Annotated in this window: 23 protein-coding genes; 15 read left to right on the top strand and 8 right to left on the bottom strand. The window is 73.3% G+C overall.

Annotated elements, in window-relative coordinates:
* Window positions 1–8: 8 nt before the first annotated feature.
* The 3 genes from CFI00_RS22280 to CFI00_RS22290 form a co-directional block, all read right to left on the bottom strand.
* Window positions 9–1,694, bottom strand: coding sequence for a sulfatase-like hydrolase/transferase (locus CFI00_RS22280; RefSeq protein ID WP_207083123.1), 1,686 nt, complete (start codon window positions 1,692–1,694; stop codon window positions 9–11).
* Window positions 1,695–1,938: 244 nt separating this feature from the next.
* Window positions 1,939–3,852, bottom strand: a complete 1,914-nt coding sequence (locus CFI00_RS22285) for a chorismate-binding protein (protein WP_207083124.1) — start codon at window positions 3,850–3,852, stop codon at window positions 1,939–1,941.
* A 75-nt stretch (window positions 3,853–3,927) separates the two neighbouring features.
* Window positions 3,928–5,007: an NAD-dependent epimerase/dehydratase family protein gene (locus CFI00_RS22290; protein WP_242532574.1), complete on the bottom strand. Its 1,080-nt coding sequence runs from the start codon at window positions 5,005–5,007 to the stop codon at window positions 3,928–3,930.
* A 71-nt stretch (window positions 5,008–5,078) separates the two neighbouring features.
* Here CFI00_RS22290 and CFI00_RS22295 point away from each other — a divergent pair, with 71 nt between their 5' ends.
* Window positions 5,079–6,017 carry a DMT family transporter gene (locus CFI00_RS22295; RefSeq protein WP_207083125.1) on the top strand — a complete coding sequence of 313 codons (939 nt, stop codon included), beginning with the start codon at window positions 5,079–5,081 and terminating at the stop codon, window positions 6,015–6,017.
* Here CFI00_RS22295 and CFI00_RS22300 read toward each other — a convergent pair.
* On the bottom strand, window positions 6,004–6,840 hold the full coding sequence (locus CFI00_RS22300) for a hypothetical protein (protein ID WP_207083126.1): 837 nt from the start codon (window positions 6,838–6,840) through the stop codon (window positions 6,004–6,006). The genes CFI00_RS22295 and CFI00_RS22300 overlap by 14 nt on opposite strands.
* Entirely contained in the window at window positions 6,840–9,017 is a 2,178-nt protein-coding gene (locus CFI00_RS22305; RefSeq protein ID WP_207083127.1) for a UvrD-helicase domain-containing protein, read from the bottom strand. Before CFI00_RS22305 ends, CFI00_RS22300 begins: the two co-directional genes overlap by 1 nt.
* A gap of 158 nt (window positions 9,018–9,175) precedes the next feature.
* Between CFI00_RS22305 and CFI00_RS22310 the strand changes: the two genes are divergently transcribed.
* Window positions 9,176–10,156: a hypothetical protein gene (locus CFI00_RS22310; RefSeq protein WP_207083128.1), complete on the top strand. Its 981-nt coding sequence runs from the start codon at window positions 9,176–9,178 to the stop codon at window positions 10,154–10,156.
* A gap of 9 nt (window positions 10,157–10,165) precedes the next feature.
* Here the strand turns inward: CFI00_RS22310 and CFI00_RS22315 are convergent, their stop codons facing one another.
* The 3 genes from CFI00_RS22315 to CFI00_RS22325 form a co-directional block, all read right to left on the bottom strand.
* Complete coding sequence (locus CFI00_RS22315; protein ID WP_207083129.1) at window positions 10,166–10,594, bottom strand: hypothetical protein; 429 nt, start codon at window positions 10,592–10,594, stop codon at window positions 10,166–10,168.
* Window positions 10,591–11,307 (bottom strand): SDR family NAD(P)-dependent oxidoreductase, encoded by a 717-nt coding sequence (locus CFI00_RS22320; RefSeq protein WP_207083130.1) that lies wholly within the window; start codon window positions 11,305–11,307, stop codon window positions 10,591–10,593. The genes CFI00_RS22315 and CFI00_RS22320 overlap by 4 nt, the downstream gene beginning before the upstream one ends.
* An 82-nt stretch (window positions 11,308–11,389) precedes the next feature.
* The gene (locus CFI00_RS22325; protein WP_347401888.1) at window positions 11,390–12,145 is read right to left on the bottom strand and encodes an enoyl-CoA hydratase-related protein; all 756 of its coding nucleotides are present in this window, start codon (window positions 12,143–12,145) and stop codon (window positions 11,390–11,392) included.
* 75 nt (window positions 12,146–12,220) lie between these two features.
* Between CFI00_RS22325 and CFI00_RS22330 the strand changes: the two genes are divergently transcribed.
* The 13 genes from CFI00_RS22330 to CFI00_RS22390 all read left to right on the top strand — a co-directional run bounded on the left by CFI00_RS22330 (window position 12,221) and on the right by CFI00_RS22390 (window position 24,782).
* Window positions 12,221–13,762: a molybdopterin-dependent oxidoreductase gene (locus CFI00_RS22330; RefSeq protein ID WP_242532575.1), complete on the top strand. Its 1,542-nt coding sequence runs from the start codon at window positions 12,221–12,223 to the stop codon at window positions 13,760–13,762.
* A gap of 236 nt (window positions 13,763–13,998) precedes the next feature.
* Entirely contained in the window at window positions 13,999–14,655 is a 657-nt protein-coding gene (locus tag CFI00_RS22335) for a fasciclin domain-containing protein (RefSeq protein ID WP_207083132.1), read from the top strand.
* Between the two features lie 36 nt (window positions 14,656–14,691).
* On the top strand, window positions 14,692–15,297 hold the full coding sequence (sigK, locus tag CFI00_RS22340) for an ECF RNA polymerase sigma factor SigK (protein ID WP_242532576.1): 606 nt from the start codon (window positions 14,692–14,694) through the stop codon (window positions 15,295–15,297).
* Window positions 15,294–16,028, top strand: coding sequence for an anti-sigma factor (locus CFI00_RS22345; RefSeq protein WP_207083134.1), 735 nt, complete (start codon window positions 15,294–15,296; stop codon window positions 16,026–16,028). The genes sigK and CFI00_RS22345 overlap by 4 nt, the downstream gene beginning before the upstream one ends.
* The gene (locus tag CFI00_RS22350) at window positions 16,025–18,049 is read left to right on the top strand and encodes an FAD-dependent oxidoreductase (protein ID WP_207083135.1); all 2,025 of its coding nucleotides are present in this window, start codon (window positions 16,025–16,027) and stop codon (window positions 18,047–18,049) included. Before CFI00_RS22345 ends, CFI00_RS22350 begins: the two co-directional genes overlap by 4 nt.
* Window positions 18,046–19,395, top strand: a complete 1,350-nt coding sequence (locus CFI00_RS22355; protein WP_242532577.1) for a cyclopropane-fatty-acyl-phospholipid synthase family protein — start codon at window positions 18,046–18,048, stop codon at window positions 19,393–19,395. Before CFI00_RS22350 ends, CFI00_RS22355 begins: the two co-directional genes overlap by 4 nt.
* Complete coding sequence (locus CFI00_RS22360; RefSeq protein ID WP_207083136.1) at window positions 19,392–20,723, top strand: cyclopropane-fatty-acyl-phospholipid synthase family protein; 1,332 nt, start codon at window positions 19,392–19,394, stop codon at window positions 20,721–20,723. The genes CFI00_RS22355 and CFI00_RS22360 overlap by 4 nt, the downstream gene beginning before the upstream one ends.
* On the top strand, window positions 20,717–21,493 hold the full coding sequence (locus tag CFI00_RS22365; RefSeq protein ID WP_242532578.1) for a DUF1295 domain-containing protein: 777 nt from the start codon (window positions 20,717–20,719) through the stop codon (window positions 21,491–21,493). The genes CFI00_RS22360 and CFI00_RS22365 overlap by 7 nt, the downstream gene beginning before the upstream one ends.
* An 81-nt stretch (window positions 21,494–21,574) precedes the next feature.
* Entirely contained in the window at window positions 21,575–22,126 is a 552-nt protein-coding gene (locus tag CFI00_RS22370; protein ID WP_207083137.1) for an RNA polymerase sigma factor, read from the top strand.
* A 34-nt stretch (window positions 22,127–22,160) separates the two neighbouring features.
* Entirely contained in the window at window positions 22,161–23,144 is a 984-nt protein-coding gene (locus CFI00_RS23945) for a hypothetical protein (protein ID WP_207083138.1), read from the top strand.
* Window positions 23,145–23,366: 222 nt separating this feature from the next.
* On the top strand, window positions 23,367–23,834 hold the full coding sequence (locus CFI00_RS22380) for an AraC family transcriptional regulator (protein WP_242532579.1): 468 nt from the start codon (window positions 23,367–23,369) through the stop codon (window positions 23,832–23,834).
* Window positions 23,827–24,306 (top strand): VOC family protein, encoded by a 480-nt coding sequence (locus CFI00_RS22385; RefSeq protein WP_242532580.1) that lies wholly within the window; start codon window positions 23,827–23,829, stop codon window positions 24,304–24,306. The genes CFI00_RS22380 and CFI00_RS22385 overlap by 8 nt, the downstream gene beginning before the upstream one ends.
* Window positions 24,303–24,782, top strand: coding sequence for a cupin domain-containing protein (locus tag CFI00_RS22390; RefSeq protein ID WP_207083139.1), 480 nt, complete (start codon window positions 24,303–24,305; stop codon window positions 24,780–24,782). The genes CFI00_RS22385 and CFI00_RS22390 overlap by 4 nt, the downstream gene beginning before the upstream one ends.
* The last annotated feature ends 1 nt before the right edge of the window (window position 24,783 follow it).

Raw genomic sequence — 24,783 nt, forward strand, 5'->3', positions numbered from 1 at the left:
GACACGGCTTAACGGCGCAGGGCGCGGCAGGCGTCCGGCACGGGCTGGCCGCCGGTCTCGGTGCAGCCGTCGAACGCCTTCAGCCGCGCCATCAGCTCCGCGACCTCGGCCTGCCGGCGCGGGCTGGTGAAGGCGTTGCGGCGCTCGTAACGGTCGCGGGCGTAGGAGTAGTACTCATAACCCCACCTCACCTTGTCCCGGCGGGGGTCGAGGTCGAAGCGCGCCAGCAGCGCGGAGCGGCTGCGCACGGCGGTGAAGGACGGGATCCGGTCGAGCTCGGTGCCGCTGAAGGCGGCGTCGGGGTCGGAGCCGGTCAGCGTCTGCTGGGTGTGCTCGAGGAAGGCGAAGCGGTGGCGCACCAGCCGCGGCTGCGACAGCGTCGGCACCAGTGAGACCCCGCTGCGCAGCGGCGCGGGCGCGAGGCCGGCGAGCTCCTCGAAGGTCGGCGCGAGGTCGATGTTGCTGGTGACCTCGCCGCGCTTGCCGGGCACGACGCCCGGGCCGGTGACGAGCAGCGGCACCCGGACGTCGGTGTCGTACGGCGTCCCCTTGCCGCGGCCCATGCCCTGCTGGCCGAGGTGGAAGCCGTTGTCGGAGGTGAGCACGACGTAGGTGTTCGGGCCGACCGAGCGCAGGATCCGGCTCACCAGCCGGTCGGCGGAGCGGACCATGCGTGCGCGGTCGCGCAGGTCGCGGACCGCGACGGGCGCCGGGAGCGTCCGGGTGGTGTTCCACGCGCGGGCTCGCTTGCCGTTGGCCAGGCGCGGCCGGTTGTCCTTGCGCGGGTCGCCGAAGCCGGGGAGGTCGGCGGTGGTGAGCTTGCGGCACGCGACCCGGCCGCAGCTGCGCGGGCCGGAGCGGTCGCGGAACATCGGCGGGAAGAGCGGGTCGTCGGCGTAGTGGCCCTGCTGGTTGACCCTGTTGTGCGGGGCGTAGAGCGCGACCTCGAGGAAGTAGGGCGCGTCCGACGCCTCGCCGGAGCGGAGGAAGTCCATCGCCAGGTCGCCGATGACGGTGCCGGCGTAGGCGCGGTCCTTGGTGGCGGCACTCGCGCTCGCGGGCGGCGCCGGGTGCTGGGTGAGCTGCAGCCGCTGGCCGGCGAGCGAGGTGCTGGCGAAGTCCCAGCCGTCGTAGGCCGAGCCGAAGACGGTGTTGAAGGTCGACCAGCCCGGCACCACGGGCGGCAGCGCGCGGCCGGGCGACCACTCGTACTCGTTGAGGAACTTGCCGACGAAGCCCGTGGTGTAGCCGGCCTCCTGGAGGCGCACGTTGAAGGCGCGCTCGGGGTTGCCGTTGACGTCGTAGGCCGACCAGCCGCCCAGCGTCGAGGTGCCCTGGTTGGAGGTGTTGGTGCGGACGCCGGTCTGGTGGGGGTACTGCCCGGTGAAGAAGCTCGAGCGCGAGACGCAGCACAGCGAGTCGGTGACGAAGGAGTGCGGGTAGCTCGCGCCCGCCTTGCGCATCCGCTGCGCCGACCGCATCGTCTGCACGAGGTCGGTGGAGAAGTCGTCGAGCATCACGACCACGATGTTGGGGCGCCTGGCCTGGCTCGCGGCCGGCCTCAGGTCGACCGACGCGCCGCTCGTCGTCGACGGCGGCACCGGTCCGTCCACCATGCCCGTGCCGCCCGGCGCGCCGCACGCGACCAGCGCGAGCAGGCACAGGCCTGCCAGTGCTCCCTTGAAGTGCCTCACGTCTCCCCCGTCGCGTACTGAGCCGGCCCCGCGGGAGCCGACTACCCAGAGTGACGTCGTGGGTCCCCGGTTGGTTGCCTCACACGCCGGACCAAAGTCTCTGCGACGCCCCGACTTCAGGTGGAGGGGGCGGCCCGAGCTCCGGTATCTGGGGATGTTCTGGTGGGTGGTTCGGCCAGCTCACCCCCCATTTCGTCCCCAGATACCCCGGGCGCGGGCTCGGCGAGTGGGGACGAGGGCCCGGTCAGGTCAGGAGGTCGCGCACCGCGGCGTGCAGCAGGTCGTAGCCGTTCTCGGTGAGGATCGACTCGGCGTGGAACTGGATGCCGCGGAAGTGCGGGCCGACGACCGCGTGGATGTCGCCGGTGGCCTCGTCGGCCTCGACGCGTACGCCCTCGGGCAGGGACGCGCCGGTCGGCACCCGGCCGACGAAGGTGTTGTAGAACCCCACCCGCTCGGTGCGCCCGTCGAGGCGGACCGGCGACTGGGTGCCCTGGAAGACCACGTCCTTGTAGCCGAGGTCGAACCCGAGCCGCTCGCACAGCGTCTGGTGGCCCAGGCAGACCGCGAGGAACGGCTGCCCGGAGGCGAGCAGGTCGTCGACGGCACGGCGGAACGACGCGATCTTGGGGTGCTCGCCCTCGCGCGGGTCGCCCGGCCCGGGGCCGACGATCACCAGGTCGGCGCCGTCGAAGGCGCCGGCCGCGTAGTCCTCGTGGCGCACCACGCGCGAGGTCATGCCGAAGACACCGAGGACGTGGACGAGCATGTTCACGAAGTCGTCCTCGCCGTGGAGGATCACCGCGCTCTTCCCGGCCAGGCCCGGGTCGGCGGGCTCGCCGGCCTGGTCGGTCAGCCAGAACCGCGAGAGCCGCTGGTTGCGCGACCCCAGGGCCAGCACGACGTCCTCGTCGCGCGCCAGCTCGGCGATGTCGGTGCCGTCGGACGTCGCCCGCGGCGCCAGGCCGAAGGCGCTGAGGATGCCGCCCGCCTTGGCGCGGGTCTCGGCCACCTCGTAGGCGGCCTCGGAGTCGCGCACGAGCGTGGCGCCCGCCGTCACCTTGAGCTCCCCGGACGGCGAGACGTCCGCGGTGCGGATGAGGATCGGGCTGTCCATGGTGGGGGTGCCGTCGGGCCCCCGACCGAAGAGCGCGAGCGCAGCGCCGTAGTAGCCGCGACCCTCGGGCTCGTAGTCGGCGATCAGCCGGCAGGCGTTCTCGACGGGCGCACCGGTCACCGTGGCGGCGTACATCGTGTCGCGCAGGATCTCGCGGTGGTCTCGCTCGGAGCGGCCGGCGAGGAGGTACTCGGTGTGGATCAGGTGGGTCATCGGCTTGAGGAAGGGCCCGAGGACCTGTCCGCCCTCGTGGCAGATGTCGCACATCATCTTCAGCTCTTCGTCGACGACCATGAAGAGCTCGAAGACCTCCTTCTCGTCGGCGAGGAAGTCGAGCAGCCGGTCCTTGACCTCGCGCTCGTCGCCCTCGGGCGCGGCGACCCGGAAGGTCCCCGAGATCGGGTTCATCCGTACGTCGCCCTGCCGCACCGAGACGTGCCGCTCGGGGCTCGCGCCGATGAGGAACCGGTCGCCGGTGAAGAAGCAGAAGGTCCAGTAGGCGCCGCGCTCGCGCTCCATCAGCCGGCGCAGCACGGTGAGGGCGCGCGAGGCGTCCCAGTCGGCGACGACCGCGCGGTAGTGGCGCCCGATGACGAGGTTGGCGCCCTCGCCCTGTCCGATCTCGTCGCGGATGATCGCCTCGACGACCTCGCCGTAGTCGGCGTCGCTGGTGGTGAAGCCGCCGCGGTCGGCGAACTCGACCGGCACGTCGGGCAGCGCGGCCAGCAGGTCCTCGACCGCCACCTCGTGCTCGGCCTCGATGTCGACGACCGTCAGCGGGGCGCCGTCGTCGATGGCGGCGAAGCCGCGCTCGCGCACCTGGCGGAACGGCACCGCGACGAGGCGGTCGGCGCTGCGGCCGGGGTCCGGGACGCCCGTCTCGAGCGGGATGTCGAGCAGCGAGGCGACCTCGTGCGGCGTGCCGCCGATGAGCCCCGCGGTGGGCGCGGCCTTGCGCCGGATGACCGCCCACGCGCCGTACCCCTGGATCTGCTCCAGGAGGTCAGCCACGAGAGGCGAGCCGGGCGTGGTCTCGGTCATGGGCGAAACCCTACGGCGGGGCAAACCCGCCTCCGACGCCGTCCCAGTTCCAGGCTGTTCCTCGGTCGTCGCTGGTCAATCGAGCTGGGTGGCGATCCACTCCTGCAGCCCGGCGACCCCGTCGCGCAGGCTCCAGCGCGGCTCCCAGTCGAGGCGGCGCACCGTGTCCTCGACCGTGCAGGACGCGTGCCGGACGTCGCCGTCGCGGTACTGGCCGGTGATGTGCGGCTCCGGCGCGGAGTGGTAGCGCGCGACCTCGCGGGCCAGGTCGCCGATCGTCGTGCGGACGCCGCTGCCGATGTCGACGGTGCGCATGTGGTCGGCGGGCCGGCGGGAGATCGCCGCGACGAGCGCGCTGACGACGTCGTCGATGTAGACGAAGTCGCGGGTGATCTCGCCGTCCTCGTAGAGGGGGATCGACTGCCCCTCGCGCGCCAGGCGCGAGAAGAGCGACACGATCCCGGTGTAGGGGTTGGACAGCGACTGGCGCGGGCCGTAGACGTTCTGCAGGCGCAGCACCGACAGGCGGGTGTCGTGCGAGCCGGTCCACGCGGCCAGGATCTGCTCCTGGGCGAGCTTGGTGGCGCCGTAGACGTTGATCGGGTTCGGGTGGGTGCCGGCCACGGAGTTCGGCACGTGCGCCGCACCGTCGCCGTGGTCCCACGTCCCGGCCTCGAGCTGCGCGTGGGTGCGCAGGCCCGGCTGGAAGGTGGACCCGTCGGCGTTGCGCCACACGCCCTCGCCGTACACCGCGCGCGAGCTGGTCAGCACGAAGTGCCCGGGAACGTGGCCGGCGCGGGTGAGCGCGTCGAGGAGCTGGGTGGTGCCGACGACGTTGACCATGCCGTGGCGCGTGCTCTCCGACAGCGACTGGGCGGTGCCGGTCTCGGCGGCCAGGTGCACGACGGTGTCGGGACGCAGGTCCGCGACGACGGCGTCGAGGTCCTCGGCGCTCGTGACGTCGCCGATCCTCAGGTCGACGGAGTCGGGGAGGTCGGCCGGCGGCTGCGAGCCCGGGTGGACCTGCGGGTGCAGGTTGTCGAGGACGACCCACTGCTCGGCGGAGTCCGCGAGCTCGCGCGCCAGCGTCGTACCGATGAAGCCGGCGCCGCCGGTGACGAGGACGCGGCCGCCTGCCTGCGATGAAGAGGGCATGGAGGCCAGCCTAGGAGCCACGGGCCGAAACCCGGATGTCAGCGTGCGCGAGCGGTGACAGACTCCGCCGCATGAGTCCGGTGTCGCACACGCGCGGACTCGTCGAGGTCGCCGTCGCGAGCGTGCTGTGGGGCACCGGCGGCCTCGCGGTCCAGCTGGTCCGTGAGGTCGAGCCGATGTCGCCGGTGACGATCAGCGCGTGGCGGATGGCGCTGGCCGCCGCGGTCCTGCTCGTCGCCCTCGTGCTCCTGCGTCGCGGTGGCGAGCTGGTCGACCTCGCCCGCACGCAACCGGCGCGACTGCTCGCAGTCGGCGTCGGGACCGCGGCCTACCAGGGCTTCTACTTCGTCTCCGTCACCCAGGTCGGGGTCGCGGTCTCGACCGTCGTCAGCCTCGGCCTGGCCCCGGTCCTGCTGACCGTGGCCGAGGCGGTGCGGCACCGTCGGGCCCCCGCGACCGGCCGGCTGGTCGTGCTGGCGGCGGCTCTCGTCGGGCTGCTGCTCGTCAGCGTCGCGGGCCACGCGTCCTCGACCGGACCCGATCCCCTGGCAGGCGTGCTGCTCGCGGTCGCGTCCGGGACGACGTACGCCCTGACGACGGTCGCCGGCGGCTCCATCAGCCGTACGTCGTCACCGCTGGCGCTGACCACCGGCATGACGCTCGTCGGGGCCGCGGTCCTGCTGCCGTGCCTGGCGCTCGTCGACGGGCCGCGGACGACCGGGGACCCGGCAGCACTGGCGTGGCTGGCCTACCTCGGCGTGCTGACCATGGCGCTGGCCTACGTCCTGCTCTACTCCGGGCTGCGGGTCGTGGCGCCCAGCACCGCCGTGACCGCCAGCCTCGTCGAGCCCGTCACCGCCGCCGTGGTCGCGGCCGTCGTGCTCCAGGAGGCGCTCGGTCCGGCGGCCGTCGTCGGGATCCTGCTCGTGCTCGGCGCGGTCGCCGGGCTGGGCCGTCCGAGCGCGGCCGCGGGCCCGGTGCTCCCCGAGCCACGGCCTACGGGTACTTGACCTCGACGGTCACCCAGTCGACCAGCATGCTGTGGCGGGTCCCGCCGGGCACCGCGTGCTGGGGCAGCACGTCCTTGTTGGACAGCCGCAGGTGGAAGGGGGCCGCGTTGCCCGGCACCCGGCGCGCGTCGGGGGTCGAGAGCAGCTCGTAGGCCCGGTTGCCCTGGGTGTCGTCGGCGCTGAAGAACACCGTGTCGCCGCCGATGGTGAAGTCGGCCGTGTAGTTCCACCAGGCGTGCCACGGCCGGGCGTCGGCCGCGAAGTGCTGGGTCACCGGCCAGAGCTCGGGCGCGCGGCCCGTGGCGGAGCAGGCGTTGACAGCCGTCTCGGGCGTGTCGTCGTAACAGATGTGCGAGCCCACCTGGACGCCCGTGGGCTTCAGCGGGCCGTAGCTCTCGATCACGTCGATCTCGCGCGGGTCGACGCCGTTGGGGTGCTGCACCCAGAAGGCGGTGTAGTTGCTCCCGGTGTCGGGCATCAGCAGGCTGGCCTTGACCCGCACCTGCGTCCCGGCCGGCAGGGTCCAGCCCGGGTTGGTGCGGAGCTGGGCGAGGTGGCCGACGTCGAGCTGGCCGAGGCCGTTGTGCACGGCGACGCCCGACCCGTTCATCGGGTGCCACTGCTCCGGCGTCGTGCCGGCGGCTCCGTCGAAGTTGTCGATGAGGACGTGCTCCCAGCCCCACGAGGGAGCCGGGTCCGAGTCGACGGTGTCACCCCGCGGGAGCGACGCCCCGGCCGGTGCCGCGCCGAGCAGCGCGGTGACGACGGCGACCAGGGCCACCGCGAGCAGCACGGCCGGACGACCGTGGACCTGACGCGACATCAACCGACGGTGGTCAGCAGCTGGGTGGCACGGGTGAGCACGACGTAGAGGGTCGCACGGCCCGTGGCGGACTCGTCCTCGATCTCCTGCGGCGCCACCACGACGATGCCGTCGAACTCCAGGCCCTTGGTGTCGAGGCCGGTCAGCACCACGATGCGGTCCTCGCCGCTGGGCGTGACGCTCGAGTCGACCGCGGCGCGCGCGCCGGCGGAGTCGGCGGCGTGCTCGGGCCACGACGCCAGCCAGGCGTTGACCTCCGAGCGGCGCGCCGCCGGCACCACGATCCCCACGGTGCCCTCGACCCGCGCCGCCGTCGAGGTGACGGCCTCGCGCACGGCGGCCTCGAGGTCGTCGACCGGGCCGACCACCCGCGGCTCCTCGCCCGTGCGGCGTACGGCGTCGGGGAGGTCGGCGTCGAGGCCCACGCGGCGGGCGTAGTCGGCGGCGAAGGAGTAGATCTCCGCGGAGTTGCGGTAGTTGGTGGACAGGTGGAACTCGTGGAGCTCCTTGCCCTCGAGCGCCTCGGCACGGGCGGTGGCCGCCTCGGGGGCGTCGGGCCACGACGACTGCGCCGGGTCGCCGACGATCGTCCAGCTCGCGGCGCGTCCGCGGCGCCCGACCATGCGCCACTGCATCGGCGTCAGGTCCTGCGCCTCGTCGATGAGCACGTGGGCGTAGCCGTCGTCCTCGATGCGGTGGGTCGGGGCCGACCAGGCCAGGCCGCCGGGGGCGTACTCGCGCTCGGAGATCGTGGTGAGCTCCTGGAGGTCGACCCCGCCCTCCAGCAGGCCGGTCTCGTCGAGGTCGCGCTCGTCGTCGCTGCGCTGCGGCACGTCGCCGAGGGCGTAGCGCAGCTCGTCGAGCAGCGGCACGTCCTCGATCGACAGCCCGCCCGAGGACCAGGACTTGGCCAGCAGTAGCTGCTCCTCGCGGCTGACCACGCCCTCGCCGACGCGGGACAGGAACTCCGGGTCGCGCAGCCAGCCGAAGACCGTCGTGGCGTCGAGCGGCGGCCACCAGGCGGTGGCGAACTCGACGAAGCCCGCGTGGCCGAGCATGTCGTCGTCAAAGGCCTCGCGCCCCCGCTCCTTGCCGCGCTCGCCGGTGACCTGGCGCCACATCGCGTCGAGCAGGGTCTTCGCGACGCGGGGCAGCTGGCGGTTGCGTCGACCCTGCGACATCAGCTGGCGGCGCAGCCGCCCGAGCACGCCCGGGTCGAGGACGATCGTGTCGTCGCGCCAGTAGATGCGGAAGCTCGTCGGGGCGCCGGGGGCGTGCTGGCGCGCGGTGCGTCGCAGCAGCTCGGCCATCCGGGTCGCGCCCTTGATGTCGGCGACGGCCGGCTCGTCGTGGCGCGTCGCGCGGATCCCGCCGACGACCTCGCCGAGCGAGCGCAACGCGACCGCGGTCTCGCCGAGGCTGGGCAGCACCCGCTCGATGTAGCGCATGAAGACGCCGCTCGGGCCGACGACGAGCACGCCGCCACCCTCGTAGCGGCGGCGGTCGTTGTAGAGCAGGAAGGCCGCGCGGTGCAGCGCCACGACCGTCTTGCCGGTGCCGGGGCCGCCGGAGATCGACACGACGCCCTTGCCCGGCGCGCGGATCGCCTGGTCCTGCTCGGCCTGGATGGTCGCGACGATCGAGTGCATGGAGCGGTCGCGGGCCCGGGAGAGCTGCGCCATGAGCGCGCCCTCGCCGACGATCGGCAGGTCCGTCTCGGCCTGGTCGTCGAGCAGCTCGTCCTCGACGCCGACGACCGTGCGGTGCAGCGAGCGCAGCACGCGGCGGCGTACGACGCCCAGCGGGGTCGCCGCGGTGGCCTGGTAGAACACGCCGGCAGCCGGCGCGCGCCAGTCGATGAGCAGCACGTCGCGCTCGGCGTTGCGCACGCCGATGCGGCCGATGTAGCGCGGCAGGGTGTCGATCGACGGGTCAAGGTCGAGGCGGCCGAAGACCAGCCCCTCGTGGGCGGCGTCGAGCTGGGCGATGCGCTTGGCGGCCTGGAAGACCATCGCGTCGCGCTCGACGAGGCCGCCCTCGTGCTCCAGCCTGCCGCGGTTGCGCCCCTCGGTCGCCAGCGCGCGGGCGTTCACCATCGACGCCTCGAGCTGGACGTAGACCTCGTCGACGTAGTCCTGCTCAGCCGCGATCTCCCGCGCTTCGAGCTCCTCGCTCAACTCCCGCTCCTCATCCCCCGATGAACTGCTGCCGACCGTTCCGGGCAGACCGGAAAGCGTACCGGCGAGCCGACCTCATCGCCGACTTCCCACGCATCCGCGGAACCCTGCGGGCGGCACGGACGTCAGGTTGGATGGGACGTGTGCGAGGAGGAGCGATGCCGCAGGACGCCGTACGCCGTCGGCGCCGGGGCGCAGCAGCGCTCGCCGCGCTGACTGCCGTGCTGGCGGTGGCCGGCACGTTCGCGGTGCCACGACTGCTCACCGACGACGCGCCCCCCGCCCCGGGCCCGGACGCTGCATGCGTGGAGTCCCCCGACGCGCCGGTCGAGCAGATCGGTGAGCAGGCCGCGACCTGGGTGCGCTTCTGCCCCCTGGCCGAGGAGGGCGCCACCCAGCGGCTGCGGCACCCGCAGGGGGCGGTCACGGGCGACCTGGCCACCACCGTGGCTGCCGGGCTGTGGGAGGCGCAGGTCGAGCGTCCTGTGTGCATGCCGGACGAGCCGACCAGGCGTCCGACCGGGCTCTTCCGCATCGAGGTGGGGCTCGCGGACGGTCGCGTCGCCGAGCTCGCCGGCGACACCGGCTGCAGCACCCGCGACGAGGTGCTCTTCCGCCAGCTCGAGACGACGCTGCTGATGGATGCGGCCGGCGTCGCCGGACCTGCGCAGCCGTCGTCCGCGCCCGTCACCTGTCCCGCCCGCTTCACCACCACGGCGACGAACGCCGACGGGGAGTCGTCGGAGCTCCTGGTGGAGACCGCCGACGCGCCGTGGCGGTCGACCGTCCCGCTCCTCCCCCTGCCCGCAGCGGCGGCCGACGTCTGCGCCTACCGCGGGGTCGGCGCGCGGCGCGACCTGGTCGGGCAGTGGCGGGTCACCGCGCCGGCGGCGGAGTCCGTCCGCTCGGCCGCGACCACCGAGGTCCGCCGCGGCGCGATGACGGACTGCCCGCTCGACCCCACCGCGACGTCGTACGTCGTCGTCCTCACCGACGTGACCGGCACGGCGCGCACGCTCGCCCTCGACCTGACGGTGTGCGCCACCCTCCAGGCGGCGGTCGGCGCCCCGGCCGTCGACACCTATCTCGGCCTCGCCACGCCGACGCTCGTGCGCCTCGTCGCCGGCAGCCGCGGCTGATCGGCCCGGTCAGCCCACCAGCAGCAGCGCGCCGGCCACGCAGACGACCGCGCCGAGCGTGCGGACCCGGTCGGCGCGGTCGAGCCGACGCATCAGCGCCGCCCGGTCCTCGGGCGGGGCCGACGACAGCCGACCGTGGGTCGGCGCGGCCACTGCGGCCGTCGTGGCGACCGCCAGCAGCCCGCCGGCGACGGCCACCCACGTGCCCACCTCGGCCGGGTCCGCGAGCGCGGTCCAGCCGAGCACCAGCACGAGCGGCGGGTAGACCAGCGCGACCACCGGTGTGATCCGGCGCGAGTGCCGGTCGTGCGCCACGGTCCACGCCTCGCGCGGCACGTCGCCGAGCGCGGGGTAGACGACGAGGTCGACGGTGAGCTGGAAGCCCAGGTGGGCGGCGGCGACGAGCAGCAGCCAGGGCGCGGGCTCGGCCAGGCTCATCGAGCAGGCGTCCCGAAGGCGTCCGCGCCGAGGTCGTGCTCGCCGGCGGCGAGGGCGTCGACGATGCGGCGCGCCACGTCGGCCGGGTCCAGGCCGGCCGGCAGCCCGGGCGCCTCGCCGGACAGCGGCCGCTCGGCCAGGCCGGTCTCGGTGTGCGGCGGGCGCACGTCGTAGACGTCGACGCGGCTGCGACGCAGCTCGGTGCGCAGCGCGGTCGCGGCGGCGCTCAGCGCGGCCTTGCTGGCGGAGTAGGCCGCCATCCGCGGCATCGGGCGCTCGGCCACGACGGCGCTGAGCTGGAGCACGAAGCCCTGCGACTCCTCGAGCAGCGGCACCACGCGGCGCAGCAGGAAGAGCGGCCCCACGACGTTGGTGAGGAACAGCTCCTCCACGACCTCGTCGGGGGTGTCGACCAGCGCGCCGAAGGCCACGACCCCGGCCGCGTTGACCAGGCCGTCGAGGCCGCCGAGGTGCTCGCGGGCGGCGGCAGCGACCGCGTCACCGGCGCCCGCGTCGCCGAGGTCGGCCACGACCGGCACGCCCAGGCCCAGCGCCGCGAGGCGCTCGGCGTCGCGGCCCACCACCAGCAGCCGCGCGCCGCGGCGGTCGAGCTCGGCGGCCACGAGCGATCCGAGGGCGCCCGTGGCGCCGACGACCGCGATCCGGGCGCCGTCGATCTCGCGGGTCCTGCCGGGGCGCTGCTGGGTGTCCACACGCTTCTCCTTCGCCGGGGGTGTCAGGAGGTTCTCGCCGCAAGGCCTCCGTCCGGATGCAGCGCAGCTCGGTTCCTCGGCGCTACTTCCGGCTGAGGAAGGCCGTCATCGCCTCGCGCGCCTCGTCGCTGGCGAAGAGCCGCGCACTGGTCGTGGCCATCTCCTCGCCGAGCGCGTCGATGCGCGCCACGAGGTCGCGGTTGAGGATCCGCTTGGACTCCCGCAGCCCCTGCGCGGCACCGGTGGCCAGGCTCGCGCACACCGCGGCCACCTCCTCGTCGAGGCGCTCGGCCGGCACCGCCTTCGTGACCAGGCCGTACGCCGCCGCCTCGGCGCCGGTGAACACCTCGCCGCCCAGCGTGGTGAGGGCTGCGGCGCGCGGGTTCATCCGGTGGTGCACGGTGAGGCTGATGATCGCCGCCGCCAGGCCGAGCTTGACCTCGGTGAGCGCGAAGGTCGCGTCGTCGGCGCTGATCGCGATGTCGGCCGCGGCGATGATGCCGATGCCGCCGGCGCGCACGGCTCCGAGGTTCTTCGTCACGACCGGCTTGTCGAGCGTGGTGACGAGGCGCTGCAGGTCGACGATGCGGCGGGCGCCGACCTCCATGCCCTCGGTGGTCGCCTCCGCCAGGTCCGCCCCGGAGCAGAACACCTTGCCGGAGCTCTGCACCAGCACCACGCGTACGTCGTCGTCGGCGCCGGCCCGCTCGAGGTGGGCGAACAGCTCGGTGACGAGCTGGCGGCTGAGCGCGTTGCGGTTGGCCGGGCTGTCGAGGGTGAGGGTCGCGACGGCGTCGGAGACGTCGTAGTGGACCAGTTCGGCGGGCGCGTCGGTCATGGCGGTCATCCTGCCGCAACCGTCGCTCGCCCGGCGTCACCCCATCCGTGGCGCCCTCGGCTCCGAACACCTCCCATGCAGACACCGGACAAGACCGAGCGCTGGCAGATGCTGCGCCACGCGGCGTACGGCGTGCTGTCGACAGTCGTGGGCCTCGCGGCCGCACACCTCGTCGCCGCCGTGACCGTGCCGGCGGCGTCCCCCGTGCTCGCCGTCGGCTCGACCGTCATCGACCTCACCCCCACGCCGCTGAAGGAGTGGGCGATCCGCGAGTTCGGCAGTGCCGACAAGGCGATCCTGGTCGGGTCGGTGACCGTCGTCGTGCTGCTGCTCGCCGCCGTCGCCGGCATCGTCGCCCGCAAGCGCGAGGCGACCGGTCTGCTCATCATCGTGGGGCTCGCCGGCGTCGCCGGAGTCCTCGCCGTCCTGCGCCCGGGCTCCGGGCCGCTGGACGTCCTTCCTGCCCTGGTCGCGGCAGCCACCGCAGCCACCTCGTTGTGGTGGCTGCACCGGATCGACGGCCAGGGCACCCCGGACCCGTCGACGGGGGTCGACGGGCCGAGCCGGCGCGGGGTCGTGCTGGCGACCGGCGGCCTGGCCGCAGCGGCAGTGGCCATGGGGGCACTCGGCCGCTGGGTGACGTCCTACCGCCTCGGCGGGACGGACGTCGCGCTGCCGGTCGCCACCGACCCCGCGCCGCCCTTCCCGGCCGGCCTGGAGCAGAAGTACCCCGGCATCACGCCGCTGCGCACGCCCACCGACGAGTTCTACCGCGTCGACACCCGCCTCACCGTCCCGGCGGTCGACGTCGACTCGTGGACCCTCACGATCGACGGCGACGTCGAGCAGGAGGTCACGCTGACCTTCGAGGAGCTCTCCGCGATGGACACCGTGGAGCGCGACATCACGCTCACCTGCGTGAGCAACGAGGTCGGCGGTCCCTACGTGGGCGGCGCGCGCTGGCTCGGCGTACCCCTGGCCGACGTGCTGGCCCGCGCGGGCATCGACGCGACCAAGGCCGACCAGATCCTGTCGACCGACGTGGACGGCATGACCATCTCCACGCCCCTCGGCGCCGCCCTCGCCGAACCTGACGCGCTCATCGCGATCGGGATGAACGGCGGCCCGCTGCCGCGCGAGAACGGCTTCCCTGCGCGGATGGTCGTCCCCGGTCTCTACGGCTTCGTCAGCGCGTGCAAGTGGATCACCCGGATGACCCTCACGACCTACGACGCCGAGCAGGCCTACTGGACCGAGCGTGACTGGGCGACCGACGCGCCGATCAAGATCTCCAGCCGCATCGACACCCCGAAGCCGCTGTCCACCAGCGACGCCGGCCCGATCATCGTCGGCGGCATCGCCTGGGCACAGGGCGTCGGCATCGAGAAGGTCGACGTGCGCATCGACGGCGAGGCCTGGCGGCCCGCCACGCTCGGCCCGCAGGTCAACGAGGACTACTGGCGCCAGTGGTTCTACGAGTGGGACGCCGAGCCCGGCCAGCACTTCATCGCGGTCCGAGCGACCAACAAGGACGGTGACGTCCAGACCGACGTGCGGATGACGCCGTTCCCCGAGGGCTCCTCGGGCCTGCAGGAGATCTCGGTCAACGTGTCCTGACCCAGCAGCTCCCTGCCACCCCCTGGCTGCGGTCGTCGGGCGGTGGGTGACGCAGGTTCCGCGCCTTCCGGAACCTGCGTCACCCACCGCCCGACGCCTGCGTCCGGGGCTTGTCCAAGGTTTGTTCAAAGTTTTTCGCAGAAGGACCCATCCAGCTGGTCCACCGCCCCGAACACCACCTGTAAGCGGGCCACACGGCCCACACAGAAGGCACCCAAGTCGAAAGGCACATCGCCATGAACACCAAGCTCCGCACCCGTTCCATGGGCCTCGCCGCCCTCGCGCTGACCGCCTCCATGGGCCTGGCCGCCTGTGGCAGCGAGAGCGACACCGAGAGCGCCTCCGAGCCCACCACCTCCGAGTCCACCTCCGAGGCCCCCACCGAGGAGCCCACGGAGACGGAGTCCGAGGCGCCGATGGCTGACGGCCCGTTCGGTCCCGGCTGCGCCGGTGTCCCCACCGAGGGTGAGGGTTCGGTCGAGGGCATGGCCGACGACCCGGTCGCCACCGCCGCCTCGAACAACCCGCTGCTCAAGACGCTCGTCGCCGCGGTGACCGAGGCCGGTCTGGTCGACACCCTCAACTCGGCCGAGAACCTGACGGTCTTCGCGCCCACCGACGACGCGTTCGCCCAGATCCCCAAGAAGGACCTGAACGCGCTCCTCGCCGACAAGGAGGCCCTCACCACGGTGCTCACGCACCACGTGGTCGGCGAGCGCCTCGCCCCCGACGCCGTCGCGGGTGAGCACGAGACCCTGGCCGGCGACATGCTGACCGTCGAGGGCTCGGGCGAGGACTTCACCATCGGTGAGGCCAGCGTCGTGTGCGGCAACGTGCAGACCGCCAACGCGACCGTCTACGTCGTCGACCAGGTCCTGATGCCGCAGATGTGATCGTCCCTCTGGACGCACACTGCAAGGATGACTGACGTGGATCACGTGAGGCCCGTACCGGACGGGGCGCCCCAGGGCGTCCCGTCCGGGGGCGACGCAGCCAGGCTCGCCGACCTGCTCAGGCAGGCCGCCCTCGGGGACGAGCGCGCCTTCGCCGAGTTCTACGACGCGACATCGGCTCGGGCCTACGGCCTGGCCCTGCGCGTCGTGCGCAACCCTGCCCACGCCGAGGAGGTCACGCAAGAGGCCTACCTCGACGCCTGGCGCTCCAGCACCCGCTACGACTCCGCTCGTGGCAGCGCCGCCGGCTGGCTCCTCACCATCGTCCACCGCAAGGCCGTCGACCGGATCCGCTCGGTCGAGGCGGCCACCACCCGTGACGAGACCTGGAACCGGGAGACCGCTCCGGTCGACCACGACCAGACCTCCGAGGCCGCGCAGGCCTCGCTGGAGGCGGCCCGCGTGCGCAACGCGGTCGCCACACTGACCGACGTGCAGCGCCGGGCCGTCGAGCTCACCTACTTCGGCGGCTACACGCACACCGAGGTCGCCACCCTGCTCGACGTCCCGTTGGGCACCGCAAAAACACGCATTCGCGACGGACTGATCCGCCTGCGAGACCTGATGGGAGTTGCCTCATGAGCGATCTTCACAAGCTCACGGGCGCCTACGCCATGGACGCGCTCGACGACCTCGAGCGGGCCCGCTTCGAGCAGCACCTCGCCCAGTGCGAGGACTGCCGCGCCGAGGTGGCGGAGCTGCGCGAGACCGCGGCCCTGCTGTCCGAGACCGTCGCCACCACGCCGCCGGCCGCGCTCCGCGAGTCGGTCCTGGCCGGCATCTCGCACATCCGTCCGATGGCCCCCGAGGTCCCCCAGCCCGCTCCGACCCCCCTCGCCGACACCACGGCAGGGCGGGGGCGGGGTTGGATGCCCTTTCTGGTCGCGGCGGCACTCGCGCTCTTCGTCGGCATCGGCGCCATGGTGAGCCAGCCCTGGTCGGACGACGACCAGGTCAGGCAGCTCACCGCGGCCGAGCAGGTCCTGCAGGCGCCCGACGCCGAGGAGGTCTTCCTGGACCTCGGCGAGGCCGGCCGTGCGACCGTCGTGCGCTCCAAGTCCGAGGACCGCGCCGTCATCAGCACCGAGGACATGGTCTCCGCCCCCGAGGGCAAAGCCTACGAGCTCTGGTTCATCAACGGCGAGGAGTTCACCTCCGCCGGCCTGATGTCCGACGATCCCGACCAGACCGTCGTGCTGGACGGATCGGCGGCCGACGCCGCCGCCGTCGGCATCACCGTCGAGCCCGACAGCGGCTCCGAGCAGCCCACCACCGACCCGATCGCGGTGTTCGACCTCACCGAGGACGCGTGAGCGGCACTGGGCAGCGTCGGGTCGCGGTCGTCGGTTCCGGTGTCGCCGGGCTGACGGCTGCGTGGGTGGCCTCGCGCACGTCCCACGTCACCCTCTACGAGGCCGACGCCCGCCTCGGCGGCCACGCCGACACCCACCGGGTGCCCACGCCCGAGGGCGAGCTGGCCATCGACACCGGGTTCATCGTCCACAACCGGCGCACCTACCCCACGCTCCTGCGGCTCTTCGCCGAGCTGGGCGTGGAGACGCAGCCCTCCGAGATGTCGCTCTCCGTCAGCGACGCCGGCACCGGGGTGGAGTACGCCGGCGCCCTCGGCCCCCGCGGCCTGTTCGCGCAGCGCTCGACGTTGCGCTCGCGCGAGCACTGGCGGATGCTGCTGGAGATCCCGCGCTTCCACCGTCGCGCCCGCGCGGTGCTGGCCGCCGACCCCGCGTCGGGGACGGACTCCCAGCAGGCGTCCGACCAGACCCTGCGCGAGTTCCTCGACCAGGGCGGCTTCTCCGCCGGCTTCGTCCGCCACTTCATGGAGCCCCTCGTCGCGGCGGTGTGGTCGTGCGACCCCGCGACCTCCCTCGACTACCCCGCGCGCTACCTCTTCACCTTCCTGCAGCACCACGGCATGCTCTCGGTCTTCGGGTCGCCGGAGTGGCGCACGGTGACGGGCGGCTCGCGCACCTACGTCGCCGCGGTCGAGGCCGGCCTGCCCGACGTACGCCTCGACACCAAGGTCACCTCGGTGCGCGAGGTCGCCGACGGCGTCGAGGTCACTGACGGCAGCGGCGCCACCACGACCTTCGACGCCGTGGTCATCGCCACCCACCCGTCCCACGCGCTCGGCATGCTCGAGGAGCCGACCGACCTGCAGCGCGAGCTGCTCTCGGCGCTCCCCTACTCCAGCAACCCCGCGCTGCTGCACACCGACACCTCCCTGCTGCCGGACGCGCACGACGCCCGGGCTTCCTGGAACTTCTTCCGCCCCGCGAGCGAGACCGGCGTGGTCACCGTGACCTACGACCTCACCCGTCTGCAGCGGCTGCCCACCGACACCCACTACCTCGTCACCCTCGGCGGCGAGGACCTCGTCGACCCGGCCACCGTGATCGACCGGATGGAGTACGAGCACCCGCTCTACACCCCGGAGTCCGTGGCTGCGTCTCGCCGCCTGCCGGAGATCAACACCGAGCGGATCGCCTTCGCCGGGGCCTACCACGGCTGGGGCTTCCACGAGGACGGCGCGCGCTCGGGACTGGCCGCAGCCACGCACCTCGGCCTGCCGTGGACCCGCACCACGACGGTGCTGCCGGCCCCGGGCCGCTTCGCGACCACGATCCGCCACACCCGGCGTACGCCGATCCGGCGCTCCTTCGAGCACACCTCGACCTGCTGGCTCGTCGACCTCGACGACCTGCCCGACCACGGCAGGCTGGCCCGCTTCGAGGCCCGCGACCACCTCGGCTCGCCCGAGGCGTCGCTGCGGGCCAACATCGAGGCGTTCCTCGCCGACAACGGCGTGACGCTGGGCGCCGGCGAGCGCCCCGGCACGATCCTCATGGCCGCCCACCCGCGCTCGCTCGGCTTCTGCTTCAACCCGATCAGCGTCTTCTGGTGCTTCGACGACCGGGGCCGCCAGGCCGGTGTCGTCGTCGAGGTCCACAACACCTACGGCGACCGCCACGCCTACCTCGTCCACCCCGACGAGCAGGGCCGCGCCCGCACGGACAAGGCGATGTACGTCTCGCCCTTCCACGGCGTCGACGGCACCTACGACATCGCGGTGCCGGTCCCGACCGACCGGCTCCACGTCGCCGTCACGCTGCGTGGCCACGACACCGACGCGCCGGGCGGCTCCGCGCCGTTCAGCGCCAGCCTGACCGGGTCGCGCACCAACGTGCCGGTCCGCAGGACCCTGGGGGCGGCGCTGCGCGGCAGCGCGCTCATCCGGGCCCACGGCATCTGGCTGTGGGCGCGGCGCATGCCCATCCGCCCCCGACCCCGCCACCGCCAGGAGGGCGTGCAGTGACCATCGAGAAGAACCGCCCCGCCGAGACCGGCTCCCAGGGGATGCCGCCGCTGGAGCCGCTGCGCGGCGGACCCCGCACAGCAGTCTCCGCGGCCGTGGCCCGGCGCCTGTTCCGCGCCGCCGTGGGCCGCCTCGCGGTGACCGTCATCGAGGAGCCCACCGGCCGCCGGCTCGGCCAGGGCGGCCCCGTCATGCGGCTGCACCGTCCCGACGAGTTCTACGCCCGCCTCGGCCGCGACGGCCTGATCGGGTTCGGCGAGTCCTACATGACGGGCGCGTGGGACACCGACGACCTCGCCGGCTTCCTCACCGTGCCCGCGGCCCGCATGGCGACCCTCGTCCCGCCGTCCCTCCAGCGCCTGCGTGCGCTGGTGACGCCGCGGCTGCCGCACCACCAGCGCAGCACCGAGGCCAACAGCCAGGCCAACATCTCGCACCACTACGACCTGTCCAACGACCTCTTCGCGCTCTTCCTCGACGAGACGCTGAGCTACTCCTCCGCCCTCTTCGACACCTCCACCACCCAGGTCGCGAGGGGCCCGGGGTCGGTCGGCGACCACCTCGTCGCCACGCCGCCGGATCCGGTCGACCACGACGACCCGCGTCGCCACGGTCCCGACTTCGCCGCGGCCCAGGCCCGCAAGATCGACCGGCTGCTCGACGAGGCCGGCGTCGCCGAGGGCTCGCACGTGCTCGAGATCGGCACCGGGTGGGGCGAGCTCGCGATCCGCGCCGCGCGCCGCGGTGCCAGCGTCCACACCATCACGCTGTCGGTCGAGCAGCTCGAGCTCGCCGAGGAGCGCATCGCCGCCGCCGGGTTCTCCGACCGCGTCCACGTCGAGCTGATGGACTACCGCGCGCTCGCGGCCACCGGTGCGACGTACGACGCCGTGGTCTCGGTGGAGATGATCGAGGCGGTCGGCCACGAGTTCTGGGGCACCTACTTCAGCACCATCGACCAGGTGCTCGCCCCCGGCGGCCGCGTCTCCATCCAGGCGATCACGATGCCCCACGACCGGATGCTCGCCACGCGGGACGGCCACACGTGGATCAACAAGTACATCTTCCCCGGCGGCTTCCTGCCGAGCGTCGAGGTGATCGACGAGATCACCCGCGCCGACACCACGCTGCGCCTCGTCGACCAGCTCGAGATGGGCAGCCACTACGCCGAGACGCTCCGCCGGTGGGACCGCCTGTTCCTCGCGCAGCGCGACACCGTGCTCGGCCTCGGCTTCGACGACATGTTCATGCGGGTGTGGCACCTCTACCTCGCCTACTCGCAGGCCGGCTTCGCGAGCGGCTACATCAACGTCTCGCAGCTCACCTTCACCCGGGAGACCCCGTGACCCAGACCGCCCCGCGCCCGACGACCGGCTCCGCCGGCGCTCCCGCCGGGGTCGCCTCCCGGCTCGCCGAGGCCGTGCGCCCCTTCATCGGGGGCGACCTCCCCGTGCGCCTCGAGGCGTGGGACGGCTCGGTCGCCGGTCCGGACGGTGCCCCGCTCGTCGTGCTGCGCTCCCCCGACGCGCTGCGCCGGCTGATGTGGCACCCGGGCGAGCTCGGTGCCGCCCAGGCCTACGTCAGCGGTGAGCTCGACGTCCCCGAGCAGGACGGCTGGGACCTCGGCTCCGCGCTGACGCACGCCTTCGCCGTGGGCGCAGAGCGCGGCCTGTCCGGCGTACGCCTCTCGCCGCGCGCGCTGGTCGAGGCGATCCGCACCGTCTCCGGGCTCGGCGCGCTGGGCCGTCCACCCGCGCCGCCGGCGTCGCAGGCGCGGATCAAGGGACGCCTGCACAGCCTGGCCCGCGACCGGTCGTCGATCAGCCACCACTACGACCTCTCCAACGAGTTCTACTCACTCATCCTCGAGCCCCAGATGGCCTACAGCTGCGGCTACCACGCCACCCCTGACACCCCGCTCGAGGACGCGCAGCGCGCCAAGCTCGACCTGGTCTGCACCAAGCTCGGTCTGGGGCAGGGACAAGGCATGCGGATGCTCGACGTCGGCTGTGGGTGGGGATCGCTGTCGCTCCACGCCGCCGAGTACTTCGGCGCGAAGGTCACCGGCGTGACGATCGCTGCGGAGCAGAAGAAGTTCATCGATGCCCGGATCGCCGAGCGCGGGCTGGAGGACCGGGTCGAGATCCGGCTCCAGGACTACCGCGAGGTCCCCGAGCGCGACCACTTCGACGCCGTCGGGTCGCTGGAGATGGGCGAGCACGTCGGCGCCCTCAACTACCCGACCTACGTCGAGGTGCTGCGCCGCGCGGTGCGCCCGGGCGGACGCGTGCTGATCCAGCAGATGTCGCGCCAGGGCGCCGGGGGCGGCAAGCACCCCGGCGGCGGTCCGTTCATCGAGTCCTTCATCGCCCCCGACATGACGATGCGTCCCGTCGGCGAGACGGTCGACCTCATCGAGTCCGGCGGCCTCGAGGTGCGCGACGTGCACGCGATGCGCGAGCACTACGTCCTCACCGTCAACGGCTGGATCGACAACTTCGAGGCCAACCTGCCGCGCCTGCGCGACCTCGTCGGTGAGGAGGTCGTCCGCGTGTGGCGCCTCTACCTCGTCGGCGGCGCGCTCGCCTTCCGCGACGGCCGCATGGGCGTCGACCAGATCCTGTCCGTGCGCCCCGGCGCACCGCACACCCTCCCGGCGGTCCGCGAGTGGTGACCCAGAGCCTGGTCGCGCTGCTGGTGGCCCTCGCCGTCATGGGGGTCACCGCTGCGATCAGCAAGCGCGTCGACCGCGTCGCCGTGGTCGACGTCGCCTGGGGGTCGGTCTTCGTGGCCGTCGCGCTGGTCCTGGCGCTCGTGTGGCCCGACGCGCACTCGTGGCTGCTCGCGGTGCTCGTGACGCTGTGGGGCGGTCGCCTGGCCTGGCACATCGCGAGGCGGTCGAAGGGCCACGGCGAGGACCCGCGCTACGAGGAGATGCTCGGCGGGCCCGGCTGGCACGCCGGTGCGGGCAAGGTGCTGCGCCGCGTCTTCCTCACCCAGGCCGTCGTGGCGTGGGTGATCTCGTTCCCGCTCCACGTCGCCGCGGCGTACGACGTCCGCTGGTGGCCCGTGGTGTGGGTCGGTGTGGCGATCTGGGCGGTCGGCGTCTTCTTCGAGGTCGTCGGTGACGCGCAGCTCTCCGCCTACCGCGCGAGGCCGCGCGAGTCGCGGCCCAAGGTGCTCGACACCGGCCTGTGGGGCTGGACGCGCCACCCCAACTACTTCGGCGACGCGTGCGTGTGGTGGGGCCTGTGGACCGCCGGCGCGCTGTCGCTGGGCTGGGTGCAGGGACTCGCGACGATCTTCGCGCCCATCGCCATGACGTACTTCATCCGCAACGTCACCGGTGCCAGGCTGCTGGAGAAGACGATGTCGAAGCGTCCCGGCTGGGACGAGTACGCCGCCCGCGTCCCGCTGTTCTTCCCGCGCCCGCCGCGCCGCTGACGGCTCCCGCCGTCCGGCTGCACGACCCTCCGGCGACCCCGGAGGTGCCCGAGACGGAGGCGCTCGGGAGAGAATCGCGCCGTGGCCGATCCCGATCCCCTCGATGCCGCCGTCGAGCGCATGCTCGCCGGGGACGAGTCGGCCTTCCGCCAGATCTACCGCGAGGTGCAGCCGCCCCTGCTGCGCTACCTCACGGTGCTGGTGGGTGTGGGGGACGCCGAGGACGTGGCCAGCGATGCGTGGGCCCAGGCGTTCCGTGACCTCCACACCTTCAGCGGCGACGCCGACGGGTTCCGCGGCTGGGTCACCACGATCGGTCGCAACCGCGCCATCGACCACCTGCGGCGCAGCAACCGCCGGCCCACCAGCGAGGAGTCGGTCGACGACCTCGTCGACCTGCACGACCCTGCGGACGTCGAGGGCGATCCCCTCGGCAGGGTCCAGTCCGAGGAGGCGCTGCGGCTGATCGCCTCGCTGCCCAAGGACCAGGCGGAGGCCATCATGCTCCGCACCGTGCTGGGCTTCGACGCCCCGACCGCCGCCCGCATCCTGGGCAAGCGGCCGGGTGCGGTGCGGGCGGCCTCGCACCGCGGGCTGAAGCAGCTGGCCAAGAAACTTTCGGAGAACCCGTAACACCGCGCCCGAGCACGGCGCTGAACGGAGTGAGATGAGCACCCCCGACCCCCTGTCCCGACGCGACGCCGAGCGCCTGCTCGACGACCCCGCGGCGGACAGCAGCGCCCTCGGCGCGGCGCTCACCGCTGCGAGTGCTCCGGCCCGGGCCGCTGAGCTGCGCCGCGAGGACGCGACGGTCGCGGCCTTCCACCGCGCCCGGTTGGATCCGGTCCCTGTCGCGCCCCCGGCCCGCCAGCGCAGTCGCGCCGCCGCCCGCGCGGTCGTCGCCACCGGCGCGGTCGTCGCCCTCACCACCGGCGGGCTGGCGCTCGCCAACGTCGCCCACCTGTCCCTGCCGCTCCTCCCCGACCGGGCCTCGGACCGTGCCTCCGAGGCGGTCAGCTCCGCCCCGGGCAGCGCGACGAGCACCGGCACGACCACCGGCACCGGCCCGTCGTCGGGCCCCGGCGGCACGCGCGGCTCCTCGGACCCACGGTCCGCCACGGCGTCCGGCAACGGCTCCTCGTCGATGGATCCGACCGAGGGCGGCTCGACCGGGACGCCGACGAGCTCGTCCTCCTCCACGCCCACCCCGAACCTCACCGGGCTGTGCAACGCCTACCAGGCGGCCGCCGGCGCTGGGAAGTCGATGGACAGCGCCGCGTTCCGCGTGCTGGCCGAGGCTGCGGGCGGTGCCGAGCAGGTGGCGACCTTCTGCATCTCGCTCGTCGGGGAGCCGAAGGCGACCGGCAGGCCCACGCCCACCAGCAAGCCCACCAGCAAGCCCACCAGCAAGCCCACCGAGAAGCCGACGCCGACCAGCAAGCCGACCCCCACGGGGAAGCCGACCGACAAGCCCACCGGCTCGCCGACGGAGAAGCCGACCCCGACGGACAAGCCCACGCCCACCGCACAGCCGACGCCCACCGCACAGCCGACGCCGACCGAGCAGCCCACGTCGGACAACGGCCAGGGCAGCGGCAACGGCGATGGCCAGGGCAACGGCCAGGGCAACGGCAACGGAGGCGGCGGCTGACAGGCACCCCTCCCACCAGATCTTCGGTTCTCTGAACCGGAGCGGCCGCGTTCCGCGGGGCCGACCGTCGCACCCGTGTCTCGAGCTCCCGCCGAGGCACGGATCCCCCCAGGAAGCGGCACCGGTCCCGAAACGCACCGCAGCGGCACGGCCCCGAGGGCCGTGCCGCTGCTCGGTCTTCGCGGGTCCCCGGTCGTCCCCGGGACGGTCTAGGTTGGCGGGGTGAGCCGCGCGCACGAGCTCTCCGCACAGGAGGACACCAACCGTCGCGTGCTGCGGGCGCGCGACGAGATGGACCGCCGCTATGCCGAACCCCTCGACGTGCCCACCCTCGCCGCGATCGCGCACCTGTCGCCGTCGCAGTTCGGCCGGGTGTTCAAGGACGTCTACGGCGAGACACCCCACCGCTACCTCCAGCGCCGCCGCGTCGAGCGGGCGATGACGCTGCTGCGCCAGACCGACCGCCCGGTCACCGAGGTCGCCTGGGACGTCGGCTTCGCGAGCCTGGGCACCTTCAGCCGCACCTTCAGCACGATCGTGGGCTGCTCGCCGAGCGAGTTCCGCGCCCAGCACGCCCCGGTGTCGGTGCCGTCGTGCTTCATCGCGGCATGGACGCGACCGCGCACCTCGGTGTCGGACAGGTCGGGGACAGCCGTTTCGGAGAAGCGCGACGACCTCCGCGATGACTAGCGTCGACGTCATGGTCTCCCACATCACCTCACTCCACATCCGCAGCGTCCCGGTCCTCGACCAGGACGAGGCGCTCGACTTCTACACCTCCCGCCTCGGCTTCGAGGTCCGCGACGACATCGACCTGGGCTTCATGCGCTGGCTGACCGTCGGCGTCCCCGGGCAGGACACCTCGCTGCTGCTCGAGCTCGTCGGCGGCCCGCAGCACGACGAGGCGACCGCCGCGCAGGTGCGCGACCTCGTGACCAAGGGGGCGCTCGGCGGGGTGTTCCTGCTCAGCTCCGACGTGCACGCGACCTACGCCGCGCTCCGCGACGCCGGCGTCGAGATCACCTCCGAGCCGGTCGAGCAGCCCTACGGCACCGACTTCGGCATCCGGGACCCGTTCGGCAACCACGTCCGGATCAGCCAGCCCAACGGCGCGCCGTCCGAGCAGGTGCAGGCCGACTACGACGCGGCGGCGGCCCGGTGAGCTACCCGCCCCCGCTCTACGACGGCGACTCCGGCGAGGTGTCGGCCCACGTCGTGCGGGCCGGCATCGAGCCGGCCGTGGTCTATCCGAACGGCAACAAGGTCTTCTACCTCGCCCGGGGCACCGAGACCCAGGGCACGTTCGGCCTCTACCGCTGGGAGTTCGCCGGCCCCGAGAGCGGGCCGGGCGCGCACTTCCACCGCACGATCACCGAGTCGTTCTACGTCCTCGAGGGCACGGTCACGATCTTCGACGGCACGGACTGGGTGAAGACCCACGCCGGCGACTTCGCGCACGTGCCGGCAGGCGGGATCCACGGCTTCCGCAACTCCGACGGCGCGGCCAAGATGCTGCTCCACTTCGCGCCGGGTGCCCCGCGCGAGGCCTACTTCGAGGGCCTCGCCGCCGGCACCGGGGACTTCGACGAGGACGACCACGCCCGCTTCATGCGCGAGCACGACAACCACTGGCTCTGAC

This window comes from Nocardioides sp. S5 (assembly GCF_017310035.1).
Lineage (GTDB): Bacteria > Actinomycetota > Actinomycetes > Propionibacteriales > Nocardioidaceae > Nocardioides.